At 62.1% G+C, this 18,106-nt stretch carries 18 protein-coding genes; 6 read left to right on the top strand and 12 right to left on the bottom strand.

The genetic code is table 11. The annotated features are described in order from the left end of the window. Positions 1-5 precede the first annotated feature (5 nt). The 5 genes from NKJ32_RS12835 to NKJ32_RS12815 all read right to left on the bottom strand — a co-directional run bounded on the left by NKJ32_RS12835 (position 6) and on the right by NKJ32_RS12815 (position 6,038). Positions 6-2,537, bottom strand: coding sequence for an NAD-dependent epimerase/dehydratase family protein (locus tag NKJ32_RS12835; RefSeq protein ID WP_352570618.1), 2,532 nt, complete (start codon positions 2,535-2,537; stop codon positions 6-8). A gap of 190 nt (positions 2,538-2,727) precedes the next feature. Next, on the bottom strand, positions 2,728-3,675 hold the full coding sequence (locus tag NKJ32_RS12830) for an arginase family protein (protein ID WP_352827728.1): 948 nt from the start codon (positions 3,673-3,675) through the stop codon (positions 2,728-2,730). A 316-nt stretch (positions 3,676-3,991) separates the two neighbouring features. After that, positions 3,992-4,492: a DUF6496 domain-containing protein gene (locus NKJ32_RS12825; protein ID WP_352480832.1), complete on the bottom strand. Its 501-nt coding sequence runs from the start codon at positions 4,490-4,492 to the stop codon at positions 3,992-3,994. A gap of 122 nt (positions 4,493-4,614) precedes the next feature. Further along, positions 4,615-5,292: a dienelactone hydrolase family protein gene (locus NKJ32_RS12820; protein ID WP_352570616.1), complete on the bottom strand. Its 678-nt coding sequence runs from the start codon at positions 5,290-5,292 to the stop codon at positions 4,615-4,617. Positions 5,293-5,303: 11 nt separating this feature from the next. Then, positions 5,304-6,038 carry a phosphoribosyltransferase gene (locus NKJ32_RS12815; protein ID WP_352570615.1) on the bottom strand — a complete coding sequence of 245 codons (735 nt, stop codon included), beginning with the start codon at positions 6,036-6,038 and terminating at the stop codon, positions 5,304-5,306. 296 nt (positions 6,039-6,334) lie between these two features. Between NKJ32_RS12815 and NKJ32_RS12810 the strand changes: the two genes are divergently transcribed. Next, complete coding sequence (locus NKJ32_RS12810) at positions 6,335-6,763, top strand: CBS domain-containing protein (protein ID WP_023677862.1); 429 nt, start codon at positions 6,335-6,337, stop codon at positions 6,761-6,763. 88 nt (positions 6,764-6,851) lie between these two features. On the opposite strand, the gene NKJ32_RS12805 is transcribed toward NKJ32_RS12810, so the two are convergent. Continuing rightward, complete coding sequence (locus NKJ32_RS12805) at positions 6,852-7,481, bottom strand: Hsp20/alpha crystallin family protein (protein WP_352570614.1); 630 nt, start codon at positions 7,479-7,481, stop codon at positions 6,852-6,854. A gap of 113 nt (positions 7,482-7,594) precedes the next feature. Here NKJ32_RS12805 and NKJ32_RS12800 point away from each other — a divergent pair, with 113 nt between their 5' ends. Both NKJ32_RS12800 and NKJ32_RS12795 read left to right on the top strand, forming a co-directional pair. Beyond that, complete coding sequence (locus tag NKJ32_RS12800) at positions 7,595-8,032, top strand: DUF2267 domain-containing protein (RefSeq protein WP_023677864.1); 438 nt, start codon at positions 7,595-7,597, stop codon at positions 8,030-8,032. 49 nt (positions 8,033-8,081) lie between these two features. Then, complete coding sequence (locus NKJ32_RS12795; RefSeq protein ID WP_352570612.1) at positions 8,082-8,552, top strand: YbhB/YbcL family Raf kinase inhibitor-like protein; 471 nt, start codon at positions 8,082-8,084, stop codon at positions 8,550-8,552. Positions 8,553-8,576: 24 nt separating this feature from the next. Here the strand turns inward: NKJ32_RS12795 and NKJ32_RS12790 are convergent, their stop codons facing one another. Then, positions 8,577-10,052: an FAD-dependent oxidoreductase gene (locus tag NKJ32_RS12790; RefSeq protein WP_352570611.1), complete on the bottom strand. Its 1,476-nt coding sequence runs from the start codon at positions 10,050-10,052 to the stop codon at positions 8,577-8,579. 1 nt (position 10,053) lies between these two features. Next, entirely contained in the window at positions 10,054-11,001 is a 948-nt protein-coding gene (locus tag NKJ32_RS12785; protein WP_352827723.1) for a hypothetical protein, read from the bottom strand. A 112-nt stretch (positions 11,002-11,113) separates the two neighbouring features. On the opposite strand from NKJ32_RS12785, the gene NKJ32_RS12780 reads away from it, so the two are divergent. Beyond that, positions 11,114-11,236 carry a hypothetical protein gene (locus NKJ32_RS12780; RefSeq protein WP_352570610.1) on the top strand — a complete coding sequence of 41 codons (123 nt, stop codon included), beginning with the start codon at positions 11,114-11,116 and terminating at the stop codon, positions 11,234-11,236. 168 nt (positions 11,237-11,404) lie between these two features. Here NKJ32_RS12780 and NKJ32_RS12775 read toward each other — a convergent pair whose 3' ends face one another. The 3 genes from NKJ32_RS12775 to dctP all read right to left on the bottom strand — a co-directional run bounded on the left by NKJ32_RS12775 (position 11,405) and on the right by dctP (position 15,056). Beyond that, positions 11,405-12,736, bottom strand: coding sequence for a TRAP transporter large permease (locus NKJ32_RS12775; RefSeq protein ID WP_352827743.1), 1,332 nt, complete (start codon positions 12,734-12,736; stop codon positions 11,405-11,407). 42 nt (positions 12,737-12,778) lie between these two features. Then, complete coding sequence (locus tag NKJ32_RS12770) at positions 12,779-13,828, bottom strand: TRAP transporter small permease subunit (RefSeq protein WP_352570609.1); 1,050 nt, start codon at positions 13,826-13,828, stop codon at positions 12,779-12,781. A 109-nt stretch (positions 13,829-13,937) separates the two neighbouring features. Beyond that, positions 13,938-15,056: a TRAP transporter substrate-binding protein DctP gene (gene dctP / locus NKJ32_RS12765; RefSeq protein ID WP_352570608.1), complete on the bottom strand. Its 1,119-nt coding sequence runs from the start codon at positions 15,054-15,056 to the stop codon at positions 13,938-13,940. A gap of 389 nt (positions 15,057-15,445) precedes the next feature. Here dctP and NKJ32_RS12760 point away from each other — a divergent pair. Next, a protein-coding gene (locus NKJ32_RS12760; RefSeq protein WP_352570607.1) for an IS3 family transposase occupies positions 15,446-16,635 on the top strand; the annotation gives its coding sequence in 2 pieces (ribosomal slippage) (positions 15,446-15,695 and positions 15,695-16,635; 1,191 coding nt in all). A gap of 15 nt (positions 16,636-16,650) precedes the next feature. Here NKJ32_RS12760 and NKJ32_RS12755 read toward each other — a convergent pair. Beyond that, on the bottom strand, positions 16,651-17,748 hold the full coding sequence (locus tag NKJ32_RS12755) for a cupin-like domain-containing protein (RefSeq protein WP_352570606.1): 1,098 nt from the start codon (positions 17,746-17,748) through the stop codon (positions 16,651-16,653). Between the two features lie 182 nt (positions 17,749-17,930). On the opposite strand from NKJ32_RS12755, the gene NKJ32_RS12750 reads away from it, so the two are divergent. After that, positions 17,931-18,071, top strand: a complete 141-nt coding sequence (locus tag NKJ32_RS12750; RefSeq protein WP_352570605.1) for a hypothetical protein — start codon at positions 17,931-17,933, stop codon at positions 18,069-18,071. Positions 18,072-18,106: the final 35 nt, after the last annotated feature.

Raw genomic sequence — 18,106 nt, 5'->3', positions numbered from 1 at the left:
CATCCTCAGACGATGGCCCGGTCCCAGCCGCCATAATGCGCAGCGCTGCGCGTGCCGCGCGGCAGGCTGAGCCCGACCAGCAGCGCTCCGATCGCCAGATTGGCGAGGCTCGCGGCCGCGCCGCCGGCGAGGATGAACGGAGAGAGGGCAATCCAGGCTCCAAGCGCGATGTTCAGAAAGCGGACGGCGCGCGCCACTTCGGCCATCGCAGTAACGGCGATCATGATGATGAGGCAACCGGTGACATGATCGCTAAGGTAGAGCGGCGGACTTGTGCCGAAGACAAGCGGCGTGATCATCAGCAGGGCGCCGGCGAGCGTGCTGGCGACAAGGGTCCACGGGAAGTTCACACCGCCGGTGATGAAGTCCCGCGCCACTGCCGATAGCGACCGGTCGAGATCCGGCGTCGGCGTCTGGTCCTCCGAAAGCGCCGGGCCGCCGCACCAGAATGTGCGCCAGAACGGCTCTCCCGCCTGTTTCGCACGCCAAAGATACTGGCAGCTCGCCAGCACCTCGTCCACCGAATAGGGGATGAGCACGACCGTGACGGCGGCCTGGACGATGCAGAGCGTGCACAGCGCCCCGATGAGCGGTGGCTGGATGATGATGAAGCCGACGCTGACCACACCGAGCGGAACGACCAACAAACCGAACAAAAGCACTATCCACGGCATGGTGCGCCAGCGGCGGCGATCGCCGATCGCGCCCGCGAGGATATCCAGCGCATAGGCAAAGGCGCCCAGCCCGGCATCGGCGATCGGAAAACCCTTGGAGACCCAGGAGGTGACCACCGCCTCGCTGCCATTGCCGGCCGGCGTTTCGCCCGGGCCGAAGAACGGATCCCAAAGACTGTCGATGTGCCCTAGCTGATAGGCAGCGAGATAGCGCGAGACGAACAGGCCGACAAAGGCGAGGCCGATTATGGGAATGCGCTGGGTGAAGAGGGAGGGCGAATAGCTCCAGCCGAGCGGGCGGTCGTCATCGGCGGCAAGGGCACGCCGGCTGATACCCGGCGTCGGCGGGATCATCACCGCGAACGCGACGATCAGCATGCCGGCCAACGTGTCGGTCGCGTAGGCTCCGGCGCTGGTGGTCCAGAACAGCAGCGGCGCGAACATCACCCAAACCCCGATCGAGGCGGTGATCCATTGCAGCCCGTGCCAGCGCCGGCGCATGCCGACAAGCGCCAGCGACAGGATGGCGAGGCCGGATACAATCTCACTGATGCCGAGCCTGCCGTCGCGCGTCTCCGGCGAGGCGATCTCATGTCCGAGCGCCGGCGGAATCGGTGCTGAAGCGGGATCGAACAGGCCGAGCGTGAAGGGCGACGCCACGAGCCACAGCCCGATCGCAACGTTGGTCAGCGGCGCCCAGAGCGTTGCGGCCCGGTGGCGTTCGGTTTCCGCCTCGACCTCGTCGTCCGAGCGCTCGAGCGGGCGCTGCAGCCGTTCGGCGGCCTGGTCGAGCTCGGGCGCGGAAGCGGCGACCGCCGACGGTTCAAGCTTGTTCTTCTTGTACCAGTCGGTAGGATCCGCCTTCAGCCGCCGGATCATTTCCGGCAAGGTAGCGGTCAGGCTGTGTCGCGGGTTCCAGCCAAGCAGGCGCCTGGCGCGGGAGATGTCGATCTCGTAGTGATCGTCAGCGTTCTCGATCATCCATGGCTTGATGTCGGTCTCCTGGTCGAGAACCTTCTCCTGCATCCAGGCGCCGAGCTTCGTCACCTCTTTCGGCAGGGACAGGGTCCGCCAGGTCTCGCCGTGCAGGAGCTGCCCGATCTGCTTCTGCATCTCGTCGTAGGACGGCGTCTCTTCTTCGCCGATCAGCAGTACGGTCTCGTTGGGAAGCGCGCTGCGCCGGTCGACGGTGCGGACCACGGCGTCGACGAGATCGTCCAGATGCAGGTAGGGCTGGCCGGTGGTGATGTCGCCGGTGAAAAGATAGGCGGTCGGCATGCGCTCGAAAATGCGGGCGATCTGCTGGGCGATAAAGGCCGCGTGACAATTCTCGTCATAGACGCCCGCCAGTCGCAGGATCGCAACCTTGACGTGGCCGTGCTCTTTCAGGATCAGCGTCTCGGTCTCAGCCTTCGATCTCGGATAGGCCCAGGCCGGATCGATCGGCGATCGCTCGTCGATCCTGGCGCCCTTTGCCGGGCTCGGCGCATGCACCAGCAACGTGCTCGAAAACACGAACTGCTCCGTCTCGAGCCCTCTCAGCGCGTTCAGCAGCCGGCGCGTTCCCTCGACGGTCACCGCGCCGTATTTCGGATTATCCTCGCCGGTCGTGTCGTAATAAGCCGCGAGATGGATCACCGAGGCAACGCGGCCGCCGCTCCGCTCGCGCACCTCGGCCAGTGCCTTCGCCACGCTCGCGTCCGAGGTAAGGTCGATCTCGATCGTCTCGACGCCGGGCAAGGATCGTCTGGCAACATCAAGGCCGATGATGTCGTAGCGCTCCATCAAGCCGCGAGCGATGGCTTGGCCCAGAAACCCGCTGCTGCCTGTGATCAGGACGGTGGGACGGGTTTTGCCGGTCATGGCGAATCTCCTTGGCGATAGCCGGGTAGAAGAAGCCGAATGCTTCGGTCGCACACTCGGAACCATGTTCGTTGAGAACGGTTCCCGATGAGGTAGCACCACAGAATGGGTGCGCGCGGCGATCCGTCAGACCGACGGCCATTCGTGCCGGCGGATTGCGTTCGTGCACAAGTGCAGGACTCCCATTGGTCTACCGGCCGCGAAGGGAAGCGACCAGAATGTCGATCAGCAGCTTGCCGCAGCGACGATCCGGATCGCGGTCGGGATCATAGATCGTCACCTCCATCCCAATCACGCGTGGATCGTTGCACCATGTGCGAAGGGCTTCGACAGCTTCGTCGGGCAAGACACCGCCGGCCTCCGGCGAATCGACAGCCGACATGATCTCGCTGTCCAGCACGTCGACGTCGAAGTGAACGAATACACCCTCGACGTCCTGCCCTGCGACCGCGTCAAGCGCTATGCGTGCCGCATCGGCGAAGCCGCGCCGCCGCACTTCAGCCAAATCCATCCGGTGAACATCGGTGTCGAAGACGGCCTTGGACGTGTAAGTCGCGGGGTCCTGCACATCGCGATAGCCAAACGCGACTACGTCGGCCTCACGGACCAAAGGAGTGTGCTCGCCGAAATCGGTCAGGAGCGTCGGGCCATGGCCGGTCACGAAGGCCAAATCCATGCCCGCGGCTCCCTTTGACGGCGAGGTATCCGGCAATTTGAAATCGGTGTGCCCATCGACGAAGATAAGGCCGTAGCGGCCACGACGCCGTAGCGCGAGCGCAGGGCCAAGCAACACACTGCAATCGCCGCCGAGCATGAGCAGGAACCCTCCCGAGTTCAGCTCCTCGTCGACCGCTTCGGCAAGCGTCTTGGAATACTGGCGCAGGGCCTGGGCATTGCGCACGCCCGTCGCAGGATCCACCTCAGGCCGATAAAGCGGAGCCCGAACCGAGCGCAACGGACCGGCGCCCAAACGGTCGGCGAGACCAAGCGATTGAAGTGCCTCCGGCGCCTTCCACACGCCGGGCTCCGGCTCACCCTCCTGCGGCATCAGCCCAAGATTAGAGGGCGCGCCGAGCAAAGCGATATGTCTCGTCTGCGTGGTGGCTCGCGGCATTGTCGTGCTGGCAGTTGAGGTCATGATCAGAGTTCCCCGCGTTATGGGCGATACGCATCATGCTCAAGAAGCAGGCTGCGCTTTCCTGACCGGTCTCCCGCTGCCCTTGCCGCCGAGTATCTCCGGTCGGTGTCACGCGTCGGGCAGCATTGCGAGCGACGAGTATTGCTCGTTCAGCGCCACCGTGTCGTCAGCGGTGATTTCGAAGTCGATGTTGTCCCGCGGATGCAGGCTCTGGTTCGCCTTGGGCAGCGGCGTTGTCCCGCGCTGCCGGGGCAGAGCTCGATACCGGTCGTTTGGGCCATATCGGATTTCCAGGAGGCGAACTGCCGTCTTTGAACTATGCGTGGTGCGCGCGCGTTCTGGCGGCCTTCTGCGCCGCCGCCTTCCTTCCGCTGGCGCCTTTCGTCTCGGCGGCCTTCTTGGCGGCGGCCGAGCGCTCCTCAGCCGTCCGGCGCGAGGCCGCACGCTTCGCCTGCTGCGCCAGCGCCGCGTGCGACGCCGTGCTCTTCGGCTCGTGCTCGAGCACCTTGGAGACGGCTTTCGAGACCCGCGGGCGGCGTTTCGGCGTGCGTTCACCCTGGCCGGCCTCATAGGCGTATTCGGCGCTTTTGCGCGTGCTCTCCTTCACCTTGCCCTTTTTGGGCGGGGGCAGGTCTACGCCTGCGCGTCTTGCCTCGGAAAGCCCGATGGCGATGGCCTGCTGGGTCGAGCGCGCGCCGTGCTCGCCGCGGCGGATTTTATCGATCTCCTCGTGCACGAACTCGCCGGCCTGTGTGCTCGGCGATTTGCCCTCGCGCTTGTCCTTTCGGGCCTTCTCGATGGTTTTCTTGTCCGGCATTGTCTTTCTCCCACATGCGGGTTGCGACAGCCATTCGGGTTGCAGCTGCGCGCGGTCTTATGAGGATCATAACGCGTTGAGGACGCAAATGATCCCGGCACTGATGATCCAAGCCCCAGCTGTCAGGACGTCGACGCCGATCTGTCCGAAATCAGATGGCGCAAGAACCATCGGCTCGCCAGACCCGCGACTTCGTCCAGGGCGCCGGGCTCCTCGAACAGGTGCGTCGCGCCAGGGACGATGGCGAGCTCCTTCTCGCAGTGGAGCGCCGCCAGCGCCGAGCGGTTGAGCGCGATCACCTGCTTGTCCGCGCCTCCGACGACGAGCAAGGTCGCCGCCCGGACGCGCGGCAGGGCGAGCGCTGCAAGATCGGGCCGGCCACCACGCGAAACTACGGCCGCGGCCTGGTCGGGCCGCTCGGCCGCCGCCACCAGGGCGGCACCGGCGCCCGTGCTCGCGCCGAAATAGCCAAGACGCAACCCCGACGTGTCCGGCGAGGCGCCGAGCCAATCCGTGACGCCGACCAGCCGGTCGGCGAGCAGTCCGATATTGAAGCGCAACTCGGCCGTGACCTGGTCGATCCGCTCCTCTTCGGCCGTCAACAGGTCGATGAGGAAGGTGGCGAGGTTCGCCTCGTTCAGCCTTTCGGCCACGTGGCGGTTGCGCGGGCTGTGGCGGCTGCTTCCGCTGCCGTGGGCGAAGAGCACAAGGCCGCGAGCATCCGGGGGCAACGAAAGATTGCCCTCAAGCGTGACAAGCCCCGCGGGAACATGCACGACGTGCTCGCTATCCCGGTCCATATCCACCTCCGCTATGTCGATCTGGTGCCAGGCGCGGGACCCGCGCTCGCGCGCCCAGCCAATTCCTCTTCGCAAGCGGCAGGCTTGTGGGAAGCCGCAGGCTTGGGCACGGACCTGGCGAGGAGCGCGCGGACCTCTTCATCGCTCGTCTGCGAGAAATCCACGTACCAGCGCCCGACACCCAGCAATGGCTCTGGTGTCGTCGCGCAAACGACCTCGTCGGCGTCCGCCCGCATCGCGTCGCAAGTGTCGGGGCTACCGACGGGAACGGCCGCGACAATATGGGCGGCGTGGTTTTTTCGCAGCGCCTTGATCCCGGCCCGCATGGTCGATCCGGTCGCAAGCCCGTCATCCACGAGGATAATGGTTCGTCCATTCAACTGCGGTGGGGGTCGCCCGTCCCTATAGAGGTGCTCGCGGCGCAGAAGCTCTTTTTCCTCCTTTGCAGCGACCGCGTCGATGACATGTGGCGGGATCGCGAGACCGTTGACGATTTCGTCGTTCAGGACACGTACACCTGAGGGCGCGATCGCCCCCATGGCCAGTTCCTCGTGACCGGGGACGCCGAGCTTGCGCACGACGAAGACGTCGAGCGGTGCCTTGAGTGCCTGCGCGACCTCGTAGCCGACCGGCACGCCGCCTCGGGGCAGCGCCAATACGATCACATCGTCGCGGCCGGCAAAGCGAACGAGTTCCCCGGCGAGTTGCCGCCCGGCCTCGCGGCGATCTGAAAAGATGATAGCCATGACCTTCAATCCGCGTGCATCTGTTTCCCGGTGGATGTTTTTTCACCAGCCTGCGGCCACATTCCGTGGGATGGCTGCGGCACCGGTACCATTTTGGAACTCGCTCGCTGCCTGGACGTTCCAAGAATAGTTTCGATCGCGAGGTGCCGGCACCGGCACGCGGCTCAGCGCGGATCGGGAAGATCGAAGATAGTGATCCGTACATGCCTCGTCCGGCCAGCTGGCAATCTAGCGATGCGTGGCAGCAGGCGCGTTTGGCGGCTTGTTGCCTCAGCAATCAGGGAAAGGAATATCCCATGCAAGTTCAGGAGATCATGAGCCGTCGGACCGAACTGGTCGGCCCGAACACGACAATCAGGGATGCCGCCCGGAAAATGCGGGCCGACAATCTCGGCGCCCTTCCGGTCGGCGAGAATGACAGGCTGGTCGGCATGGTGACGGACCGCGACATCGTGATGCGCGGCGTCGCCGAGGAGCGCTCAGCCGGCAACACGACCGTTCGCGAGGTCATGTCCGAGCATGTCTATTGGTGCTTCGACGACGCCGATATCACCGATGCGGCGAAGATCATGGCCAAGCATCAGGTGCGTCGTCTTCCGGTGATCAATCACGACAAGCGCCTCGTCGGCGTCATTGCCCTGGCCGACCTCGGGCGGACCGATGAGGAAGCCGCCAAGATCGCTCTCGAAGGCGTTTCCGAGGCGACGGACGATCCCCGGCGCTAGACGCTCGCCTGGGCGGTTGCCGCCGTGCTCGCCGTTCTTCTCCATCTGGGCTGAACGCCGCCTGCTCAGGCAGCCTTCAGTTTGGCAACTATCGCGCTTTCACTTCTATGCGGCGTGTCTTGTCCTTTGCAGCGGGGTTCTTCGGAAGCTCGACAACCAAAACGCCGTTCCTGAAAGTGGCCTGCACCTTGTCGGCATCGATCTCCGCTTCCAGTGGGATGGTCCGCTGAAACCGGCCATAACTGCGTTCGCTGTAGGTGCGGCCGCCTTCGCCTTCCTTGTGCTCCGAACGCTTCTCGCCCGTAATAAAGAGGGTGTTTTCGCGCAGCTTGAGCTCAACGTCCTTCTGCTCGAGCCCCGGCAATTCGGCGGTGACCTTATAGGCTTGGTCTGTTTCATGTACGTCGACGCTCGGCCAAAGATCGCCGGCCGTAGTCGCTTCGGCCATCGGCGCGAAGAAGTCGTCGAACAGGCGGTCAATCTGCCGGTGGAATGACGTGAGCGGGTCGCGCGCGGATGGATAGAGGCTGCGCGATGGCGTCCGGGGCGCCAAATCGTGATGTGCCATGGTTCTTCTCCTGTTTTTTGTGTCTGCATCACTCGTCACCATGTGATCGGCGACGGCAAACAAAACTCGTCCACCCATGAGGATGTTCCGAGTGCCGGCCAAGAAAGGTGGTCGAAAAACAGCGGCAAAAGCCGGCCCGAATTCCCTCATGACGGGACCTCCGACAATAAATGCGCATCAGGACATGCGCGTCGGGGAACAACGGGCAGGTACGGCTGTTTGGTCACATCACCTAGTCGGATTTGAACGGAAGGAGGATTTCGATGAATGCCACCGGACTCGACGTATTCGACAAGACACTGCAGACCACGAACATCTGGCTCGACGAGATCATGGACGAGATTGGACCGGATCGGCAGGTCGCCTGGCACGTTCTCGGAGCGGTGCTGCACGCCCTGCGCGACCGTATGCAGCCGGATCTTGCAGCCCACCTCGGCTCGCAGCTGCCGATCCTGGTGCGCGGCGCCTTCTATGACCAATATCAGCCTTCCAAAGCTCCCGAGAAGATGCGGTCGCTCGACGAGTTTCTGGCCAAGATCAAGGCGGAGCTGGAATTTACCCGTCCGGTCGATTCCAAGGATGCATTCAGGGTCGTGTCCAAGGTGCTCGCCCATCACGTCGGAGAAGGACAGATGCACAAGGTCTGGGAATCCCTGCCAGGCGAGATAAGACGAGTCGCCGAAGCTCAGCAAGCGGCGTGAACGGCGCAGGCGCGGGCTTCTCGGTCGCAACCTCCTTGGGGAAATAGCAATGCCACTCACCCTTATCAGCCCGGCGTTCCGGGCAGGCGGAAGACTTCCCGAAAAATATGCGCGTGACGGCCAGAACGTCTCGCCGCCGCTGAAGTGGTCCGGTGTCCCGGATGGTACCAAGAGCCTTGTTCTTGTCGTGCGGGATCCCGATGCACCAAGCGGGATTTTCGGGCACTGGGCGGTGTTCAACATCCCGCCGGATGCCGGGGGACTAGCCGAGGCCGAAGACGGCAAGCCCGGCCCGTCGGCACTCAGGCAAGGCACCAACGATTTCGGCAATGCGTATTACGATGGTCCGCAGCCGCCTGCAGGGCACGGCGTCCACCATTACCACTTCCTGCTGGCCGCGCTCGATGTGCCGAGCCTCAGCGTACCAGGAAAGGCGGGCGTGCATCAGGTCTGGAAGCAAGCCCAGAAACACGCATTGGAGGAGACGGAGCTGGTCGGAACCTACGAACGGCCGGCGTGACGCGGGCCGTGTCGGTCGCCGCCTTCACAATGTAATCTGGGCAAGCGGTTTTCGGGCAGGGCCGTGGATGACCGAACCGTCGGCGGCGAAGATCGAGCCGTGGCAGGGACAATCCCAGGTGTGGTCCGCATTGTTCCAGGTTACGGTGCAGCCCTTGTGGGTGCAAATCGCCGAAACCGCCTGGAGTGCGCCTTCGGTGTCTCTCCACGCCGCAATCTTTTCGTCTCCCCTGACGATCACGCCACCCATGCCAGGCGCAATGTCGTGGGTGCTCGAGACGATCGATTGACTGCGGCCGTTCTTGTGGAAGTCCTCGGGATAGGGCCGGGCCGGATCGTAGAGTTTTTGCCATGGGCTTGGGCGGCCGCAGATCAGGTCGGCGATCATCGCGCCCACGGCCGTCCCGTTGGTGATGCCCCAGGCGTTGAAGCCCGTGGCAATGTGGAAGCCGGCGGCCTTGGCGGGATCGGGCTCGCCGGCATATGGAATCCTGTCGGCCGTATCATAATCCTCATTGCACCAGCGCCACGCGACGTCGCCGACCGGAAGGTTCTTTCTCGCCCATTTTTCCAGTTCGACAAACCGCCTCGCCACGTCGCCGTCCCAGCCGGTGTTGAACTTGGGGCCGAGCGTGACCAGCAGTGGACCTTCGGCATCACGGCCCGTCCGGATGGAATGCGTCGGGTCGTCGATGCCGATGAACATGCCGTCGACAGTAAGGGGATCATCGATCCGAAAGGCCATGGCGGTGTGGCAGCGCGGTTGCGTCCGGTTCGCCATGCCGACGGGGCTCTTCACCGTCATGTTGGTGGCGACGACGACGTGCCCGGCATCAACGGCGCCGCCATCGGTGACGACGCGCCAGCGGCTTGCCTCGTCGATCGAGGTGGCGCGGCTGTTTTCGAAGATCCGACCGCCACGGGCCGTCACCGCTTCCGCCAGGCCAACCAGATACATCGCCGGGTTGAACTGCGCCTGGTCGGGGAACCGTAATGCCGCGGCCGTTTCGAAAGGCAGCGGCGCGCGGTCGAGGAGATCGGCCTCCAGCCCGACATGGCGCGCGGCCTCCGCCTCGGCCGCGACCTCCGCGCGCCGGCTTTCATCGCAGGTGTAGCTATAGGCGTCCTTGCTCTCGAGATCGCAGGCGATGGCGTACTCGCGAACCCAATCGCGGATCTGTTTGGCGCCGGCGGAATTCGCATCGGCATAGGTCCGCGCCAGGTCCCGGCCGAAGGTGTCGATGAGATGACGATAGATCAGTGCATGCTGCGTGGTGATCTTGGCCGTCGAGCGGCCGGTTACCTGTCCGCCCGTGCGCAGGCCTTCGAGGACGACCACCGACCGGCCCGCCTCGCAAAGCCGAAGCGCCGTCGTTAGCCCGACAATTCCAGCACCCACGACTACGGCGTCCGCACGGATTGGACCTTCGAGCTGGGGATAGTTCGTGGAGGCGGCTGCCGCCACCCAACAGCTTCCCGGTTTTCCCAAGAGAATGGCCATTTCAACCGCGCCCCTTGCGTCTCCATGCACTTCCATCGACAACCGCGCCGGCGGAGGAACGTTCCCGAGCTTGGTCGCTTTCAATCATTGTCTCGCCACCCCGGGTTAGAAAAGCACCGGGAAGGTGCGAGGTGCAGGCCATCACCCAGGTGATCGCCTCGCGGTCGTATTCGTCGCCGGAGCGCCAGTCCTCGAAGAAGGCGTTCAGCCTATCGACACGCCCCGGCCAGATACCGGCGGCCTGCAGGCCGAGCGAAACGCCGTAATTGGTGAAGGCGAACTTGGTATCGCGCAGCCATGGCGCGCGGCTGAAATAACCGGGCGGGTCGACCCACATCGTTTCCAGAGTTCGCAGCGAACGCCTCGTCTGGGCCTCGGCCCACGGCTCGTCGGGAAAGAAATGGGCGAGCCACAGCATCATGCCGAGGCCGAGGTCCTGGTCGATGTCGAGGCTGCGCCAATCGCGCTCCATCAGGTCACGCATCTGCGCGATCTCGGGCGCCAGTTCCTCGTCGTCGAGCATTCGGTAAGAGACGTAGCCGTCATAGGCATCCATGCTGCCGAGGCCGTAGCCGGGGTAAGGACCGCTCAAATCCTCCTGCATCTTCCAGATCACGCCGCGGCCGGGGACCACAAACGCCGGGTGAATGTCCCGCGCCAGCGTAATGCCGCGCTTGCGGTATTCCGGCTTCAGATCGCCGAGACGCGCCAGGGCGAACAGCCACATCGCCAGATAGTGGAAATACTGGCCGTCGCGATCCGCCGCTTCGCCGATCCTCAGTCCGCGCCGGCGGCCGAGCATACGCTCGACATCGGCCACCAGCCGCTCGGCTTCGCCCAGCCAGCGCTCTTCGCCAGTTTCCGCATAAAGCGAGACGTAGAGCACGACCCCGAATGCATCGGTCCACAGATATCGCAAGCCGTTGGGCCAGATGCCTTCGCCGCGCATCCAGTCAGTTTTTGCAGGACATAATCGACGTCACGCAGCATCGTCACGCAGCATCGCGCCAAGCCCCGAACTGGCAGAGCCGGCCCGTGTTCGGTGTCCCGCGATTGTGAGCATGCAGAATTTCGAGCATGTCTCTCCTCGTCCGGTTGATCTATCGCGAAACGATCTGATCGGCGGCGGGTTCCTTGGCCATCTCGGCAAGGACAGATGGCGCGGCATTCCCGGGGCGGCGTAGGCGAGATAACCAAGACTGGTCGAGTGCGATACACCCGCACTCGCAGCCAGGATTGTTTCAAGAAGCGATCTCATGACGACGCGCAAAGGAAGGCAAAAAGGTGACGCCGTTCAAGCGAAAAGCTATCAAATTCGACTGATCCTCGGTGTCGGCAAGCCGCAAATGTGGTCAATTGCCTCCGTACATGACCTTCGGGAGCCAGACGACGATTGAGGGGAACACGATGCACAGTCCCACTCCGATCGCCTGCAGGCACAAGAAGGGGACTGCGGATCGAAAGATCGTCGCCATCGAGATCTCCGGCGGCGCAACGCTCTTCAGATAGAACAGCGAATAGCCGAAAGGCGGGCTAAGGAACGCCATCTGCATGTTGACCATGAAAATGACACCATACCACAGTGGCACGTCTTCAGGAGCCACACCGGCCAGCCCAAACGTGCCGCCGAATTCGAGTGTCTTTAGGATGGGCAGAAATATCGGTACGGTGAGAAGGAGAATGCCCACCCAGTCCAGAAACATGCCCAGGACGAACAGAATGATCATCATCAGAACAAGAACGCCGTAAGGCGCCAAGCCTGTTCCGAGTATCGATTCGGCTACGAAGTTCTGCCCACCTTTCAGGATAAAGAAACCGACGAACATGGTGGCGCCGAAGAATATCCACATGACCATCGCCGTGGCCTTGAGCGTCGCGACACAGGCCTCCCGGATCGTGTCCCAGGTCAGGCGCCGATGTGCGGCGCAGACGATGAAAGCCCCGAACGTACCGATGCCGGCGGCTTCGACCGGCGTGGCAATGCCCACGAAGATGACCCCGAGCACAAGCAGGATCAGCAGTATCGGCATGAACGTCCGGCGCAAAAGCTTGAGTTTTTGGGCGAAGTCAATGCGCTCGTTCGGCGGCAACGCCGGGCCGAGTTTGGGGTCGATGTAACAGCGCGCCGTCACGTAGGCGACATACATCCCGGACAGCAGCAGCCCGGGAAATACCGACCCGATCAAAAGCTCGCCCAGCGACTGCTGCGCCACGACGGCATAGACGATCGCCATGACGGAAGGGGGTATGAGAATGCCAAGGGTCCCGCCAGCAAGAAGCGAGCCGCAGGCGAGCTTGGCGTCGTAGTTGCGGCGCAGCATGGCCGGGAGCGCGATCATGCCCATCGTCACTTCCGTCGCCCCGACGACACCGACCATCGCGGCCAGCAGCGTGCAGGAGATCACCGTGGCCGATGCGAGCCCGCCTTTGAGTCCGCCCAGCCATTTGTAGACGACATCGAACAGCTCCTCGATGATGCCCGCCTTCTCGAGAATCGCGGCCATGAAGATGAAAAGCGGCACCGCCGAGAGCTGATAATCCGTCATGAACGGGAAGACCCGAGACGGCAGCATGTTCAGCATGGCCGAATTGCCGAACAGAAAGAGGAAAAGCACGGCAAGGCTGCCGGTGCAAAAGGCCATCGGTAATCCGAGCAGCAAAAGTACGCCCAGACCCCCGAACATCAATATGCTGAGCCACAGGATCGGAAGCTCGAGGCCCATCGCTCAGCCGACCCTTCCAAATGCAGTGGCGATGTCTCGCATCAGCCGGGATAGGCCCTGAAGCAACAGGAGCGCTGCCCCGATGGGGATCGCGAGCTTTACCGGCCAGTATTGGATGCCCCATTCGGTGAATGAGCGTTCGCCAACAGCCGTGGCATCGCTCGCAAATCGCCATCCTGTGACCAGCATGGTGCCGGTGAACAAGAAGAAGAAGGCCGAGGTGATGATGTCGCAGACAGCACGACCGCGTTCGGAGAGATGGCTGTAGACGATGTCTACCCTGACATGCGTTTCGTCACGGTAGGCATAGGCGCCTGCCAGCATGTACTGGATGCCGAACATAAGAAACATGCTTTCATGTACCCAGTTGGTCGGTGAGTTGAAAACAAAACGGGCCACCACTTCGTAGTAGTACGCCACCACTGCGAGAACCGACCAATACGCGACGAACTCGCCCGTCACGCGTACCAGCCAGTCGACCGGCTGGAACAACGCGAGCGGTTGCTTGACGGGCGTGGCTGGCACATCGACTACGAGCGGATGGTCGGCCGCGGCGCGCTCGATCTCACGGGTGCGGGCGCGCCGCACAAGACCGGGTATTAGAAGGGCGTCGCCTGCGAGAGCGAGACCAAGCAGAAGTCCGGCAATTCGGCCGATGCTGTTGGCGCGCTCGAGCCCATGGGCGGCGGCGCTCAGATTATCGCGCGCCACCGTGGCGTCTGCCTCAGCTTTCGCCAGGCGATCGGCAGCGCCTTCTTTGCTGGCTGCGACATCTGCCTTGGCACGCGGCAACAGCCTTTCGGCGTGTTCGCTCTGGGATCGCGCGAGCGACACTGCCTCACGTCCGTCGCGTACCTGGGCGCTCGTCCAAAGCACTGCAATGAACAGCGGGATAAAAATGAATCCCCACCTGCTCTTCAGATAAAACCGGTGCATGCCGAGGAAGCCTGCAGTGACCAGGAACAGGTAGGCAAGAAAGAGATTTGGACGGCCGGCATCGCGCTGTGCCCGCTCGCGATGGACAAGGAAGACCGCAACGAGCGGGAAAAGCACGAGGCTTGACCAGTATAGCCAGTGCGGCAGCACAAATGTGAGTGAGGGCATCGGCGACTGCCTCTTGCAGGAGAGTGCGCCCGCCCGGACAGGACGGGCGCGGAGAGCCTCAGAGGTTGATCGACAATCCCTGATACATGTCCGGCGTCACATAACCGACGGTCGGGTTCTCCATCACCTCAAGCTGCAGTTTGAAGATGCGCGCCGCGTCCTTATCCTTGTTGGCCCACTCGAACCAGATTGGCACCGCGATTTCCTGGAACTTCTGGAGGTCCTCCGGTCCAAGCCGATTGATTTCAATGCCGGCATCCAGGAATTTCTGCCAGGCCCCCATGTCGGCCTTCTGGATGGCCCCGAAATGGACATTGGAATAGACTTGGATTTCGTCTTCCACGAACTTCTTGAGGTTGTCCGGGAGTTGGTTCCAGACATTCATGTTGACGGCAAAGTCCATCAGGTCGACGGGCTGGTATACGGACATCAGACCGGCTGGGCCCATGGAAATGTACTTGGTCACCTGCTGGAACCCGAGCGCCCAGTTTACCGCCGGCCCAGTGTAGTCGGCTGCATCGATCGTGCCTTTCTCCAGCGCGGAGAACACCTCGCCGCCCGGCAGCAGCGTCGTCTTGGCGCCGGCTTTTGCGAATGTCTCGGCGATCATGCCGCCAGGTACGCGCAGCTTCAGGTCTCTGAAATCCTCGATCGAGCGGATCGGTGTCTTTGAGTGGATGATGTTCGGGCCGTGATGAATGCGGTTGACGTAGTAAAGACCTTGTTTCGCATAAAGGTCGCGCGCGGCCTGCAGACCACCTTTCGAATAGAAAAAGATGTCCCATTCGTGCGGATAGCGTAGCCCCATCGTGTAAGAGGAGAGGAACGCCGCAGCGGGAAGCTTACCGGCCCAGTAAAGTGAAAACGAGTTCATCGCTTCCAGAACGCCGTTCTTCACCCCGTCGAGGAGTTCGAAGTCACCAACGATGTCCTTTGCCTTGAACGGCTGAAATTCGAGTTGGCCTCCGGTCTTTTCCTTGATGGCCGCACACCAGCTCTGGAAAGTTTCAAGTCCGACGCCAGCCGGCCACGAGGTTTGAATTTTCCAGATGATTGTGTCAGCGGCTCCTGCCCTTCGAACCCAGGGAGCGGTAACCGCCGTCGCCGTCAGCCCGGCGACAAGTCCGCTCGACTTCAGGAAGCTTCGCCTTGATTTGGAATGCGATTCTCCGTCCATTGTCTTCCTCCCTGTTCGGCAAGCGGACAAACGATAGGCCCACCGCCGGTCTCAAAAACTGAAAACCAATGACACATCCTTTTTGAGGGATCAGAGCATGCCAGCGCCACGAACGACAGAGAAAGAAACGGCGCAGCATGCAAATAACATAGCGCGACGCAAGCATTTTCAACCACTGCGCGCCCGACCCGTAATATGCTCGTGCGGTTTCAATAAATCCACGGTTTTAGTGGGTTATCGGCTAGTCAACGCGGCGTTCCTTCGGCTTATACGAAGCTCGGTGCGGCTTCCGTCCCTGCTTCTTAAGCCGAAACATTGGCCAGGTTGACCTTGCCCCTCTGATCTAATGCGGTTTGAAGTTCGTTCTGGCCCATCGAGAGGACCAGGACATGAAATGTAGCCGCTTCTCTGAAGATCAGATCATCGGAATTTTGAAGGAACATGAGGCCGGGGTATCGGTTGCCGATCTGTGCCGCAAGCACGGGGTCAGCGACGCCTCGATTTACAACTGGAAGGCCCGCTTCGGCGGGATGGATGTCTCCGAGGCTCGGCGACTGAAGGCTCTGGAGGACGAGAACACGCGGCTGAAGCGGCTCCTGGCCGACGCCATGCTCGACAATGCCGCGTTGAAGGATCTTGTGGGAAAGAAATGGTGACGCCCGCGGCCAAGCGGAAAGCTGTCGCTCGCCTGAAGGAAGGCTTCGGGATGAGCGAACGGCGGGCGGGTAAAGCCATCGGCTGTTGCCGCAAGACGGTTCGCTACGAGACCAACAGGCCGGACGACCGCGAGCTTCGCGAGCGGATGAAGGCGATCGCGCAGGAGCGTTGCCGGTTCGGCTACCGGCGTCTTCTCGTGATGCTGAGGCGGGAGGGCCTGGTCGTGAACCACAAGAAGCTGTTCCGGCTCTATCGGGAGGAGAAGCTCGCCGTTCGCCGCCGTGGCGGCCGCAAACGGGCGATCGGGACCAGGGCGCCGATGGTGGTGCCGCTGAGGCCCGACGAGCGCTGGTCGCTCGACGTCGTATCGGACCAGCTCACAGACGAGCGCCGCTTCCGCATCCTGGCCGTCGTCGACGACTGCACGAGAGAGTGCCTGGCACTCATCGTTGATACGTCTCTCTCGGGCATGCGGGTTGCCCGAGAATTGGACCGGCTCATCACCGAGCGCGGCCGGCCGAGAATGAGCGTCAGCGACAACGGCAGCGAGTTCACCTCGAACGCCATCCTCTCCTGGGCGGATCAGAACCGCATCGAATGGCATTACATTGCGCCCGGCAAGCCGATGCAGAATGGCTTCATCGAGAGCTTCAACGGCCGACTGCGCGATGAACTGCTCAACGAGACGCTGTTTACTTCGCTGGCTCAGGCACGCGTCGCCATCGCCCTGTGGCGCGCCGACTACAACACCGCGCGGCCGCATTCCCAAATCGCCTGGCAGACACCGGCCGAGTTCGCCACCACCTTCAATCTGCGACGGTCGCTCGCGCTGCGCTGTGCCAAAGGCTCCGCGCCAGCGCCCGTCGCTTCACCCGCCCAGCAGGGCACAACCCACGCCGGAAACGAACTCAAAACTGGATAGAAACTGGGGGCAAGGTCACTGCCGAACAGGTAGTCCAACCGCGGGATGCGAGAGCGCCTCAAACTCTGCCTTCGTTAGGTCTTGCTCGGTCTGAAACCACCGCGCCATGAGGACTCCGAGATCTTCGGGGATCCGCAACGCCTTTGCTTGGTCCCGCCCCAACTGCGCCAGGAATGCGCACCATTGATCGTATTCCGTTTTGCCGGTGTCGCTCTTCCACTCAACATAGGCATGCTGGGCCAGAGTCTTAATTTCGTCGGTGGGGATCGGTTCGATGCCGTAACGGTATGCGCCTTGCAGGACCTGATAGCCGAATACAAGCAGTGCGCCGGCCCAGTCCAGCGCACTCCGTCTCAAACGCCGGTTGATGCTGACAGAGAATCCCTCGGTTTCAACCTCATGCCACCAATCGACCGGCATATACAAAACGTCACCTGCATTCAGTACGGCAATCTCTCCATGCAGTTGATTCAACAACGGGAACTGGTCAAAATCGGGATTATTCAAATCCACAAGCGCCCGCCTGGGCTTGTCGGCCGTCTTTTCATGCTGCGGATAGATGAAACTATAATCCCAAGGGGGGAACATTTTTACGGCTTTTGTCCCGTGTAGCTGCACCAGGAATGCGTACCAATGATCATAATGCGCCTTGGCGGTAACCCCTTCGGAAGCAACATAGGGAGACGAGCCAACGAACTCCAGGTCGCTTGGCCAAGGCAATGCCTCCAGAAGACTGCTCGGGACTTTCCCGCCAAACATGTAGTAGCGCTCGTTTGCATCGATCAGTGGTTGCCATTCCCCCTGGCCTAGGATCCGCTCGAACAACTCACGAAAGGTCATTTCGTGTGTCATCCCGCTCTTGCGTAAGACATAGGATGCAGTGGAAACCGTGGTCTCGTCCCCTGGAACCACCGTAACCTGCCCGGTATGCCGCGCCCATTTGGGGTCATCCAATCCCCAACCGTCGGAGGCTGCAACCCAGCCTCGAACAACAAACGGCCGATTTTGTCGGATTGCCGTGGAGATTTGCTTGCTGTCAATCTCCTCGATCGGTTTCATGTTAAGCTTTGGCGTTTCGCGAGCTGATTCAGCGAGTTTGGCGTTGCTGGCCATGGTTCCACCCTTATTGAGATGACCTTAATCAAAGAAATGAAATACAAATTGCGTTTCAGTTGGATGATATGTGGCTGTCGGGAGCGACGTCGTCGTGCATTCGAATGGCAGCGATCCAGACACTTGGTGTTCAATGGCCGTGCTGATCGACGAAAGCCGTCACCTGGCAGCGGGACACGCCGATGGCCTGGCAGAGCTTGGCGCTGTTTCCATTCCTCACCGTGCGCGAGAATGTCGAGTTCGGCCTGCGCATGCGCGCCGTCGACAGGGCCGAGCGGCGGCGATGCGTCGACTGGTGGCCGCGAATCTGGAAGAGGACATAATACTCGATACTCGCCCCAATTATACTTGAACGGGA

The sequence above is a fragment of the Mesorhizobium sp. M0159 genome, assembly GCF_040322295.1.
Classification (GTDB): Bacteria; Pseudomonadota; Alphaproteobacteria; order Rhizobiales; family Rhizobiaceae; genus Mesorhizobium.
The sequence above is the reverse complement of the archived record's forward strand: the minus strand, read 5'-3'. Positions and strand labels throughout refer to the sequence as shown.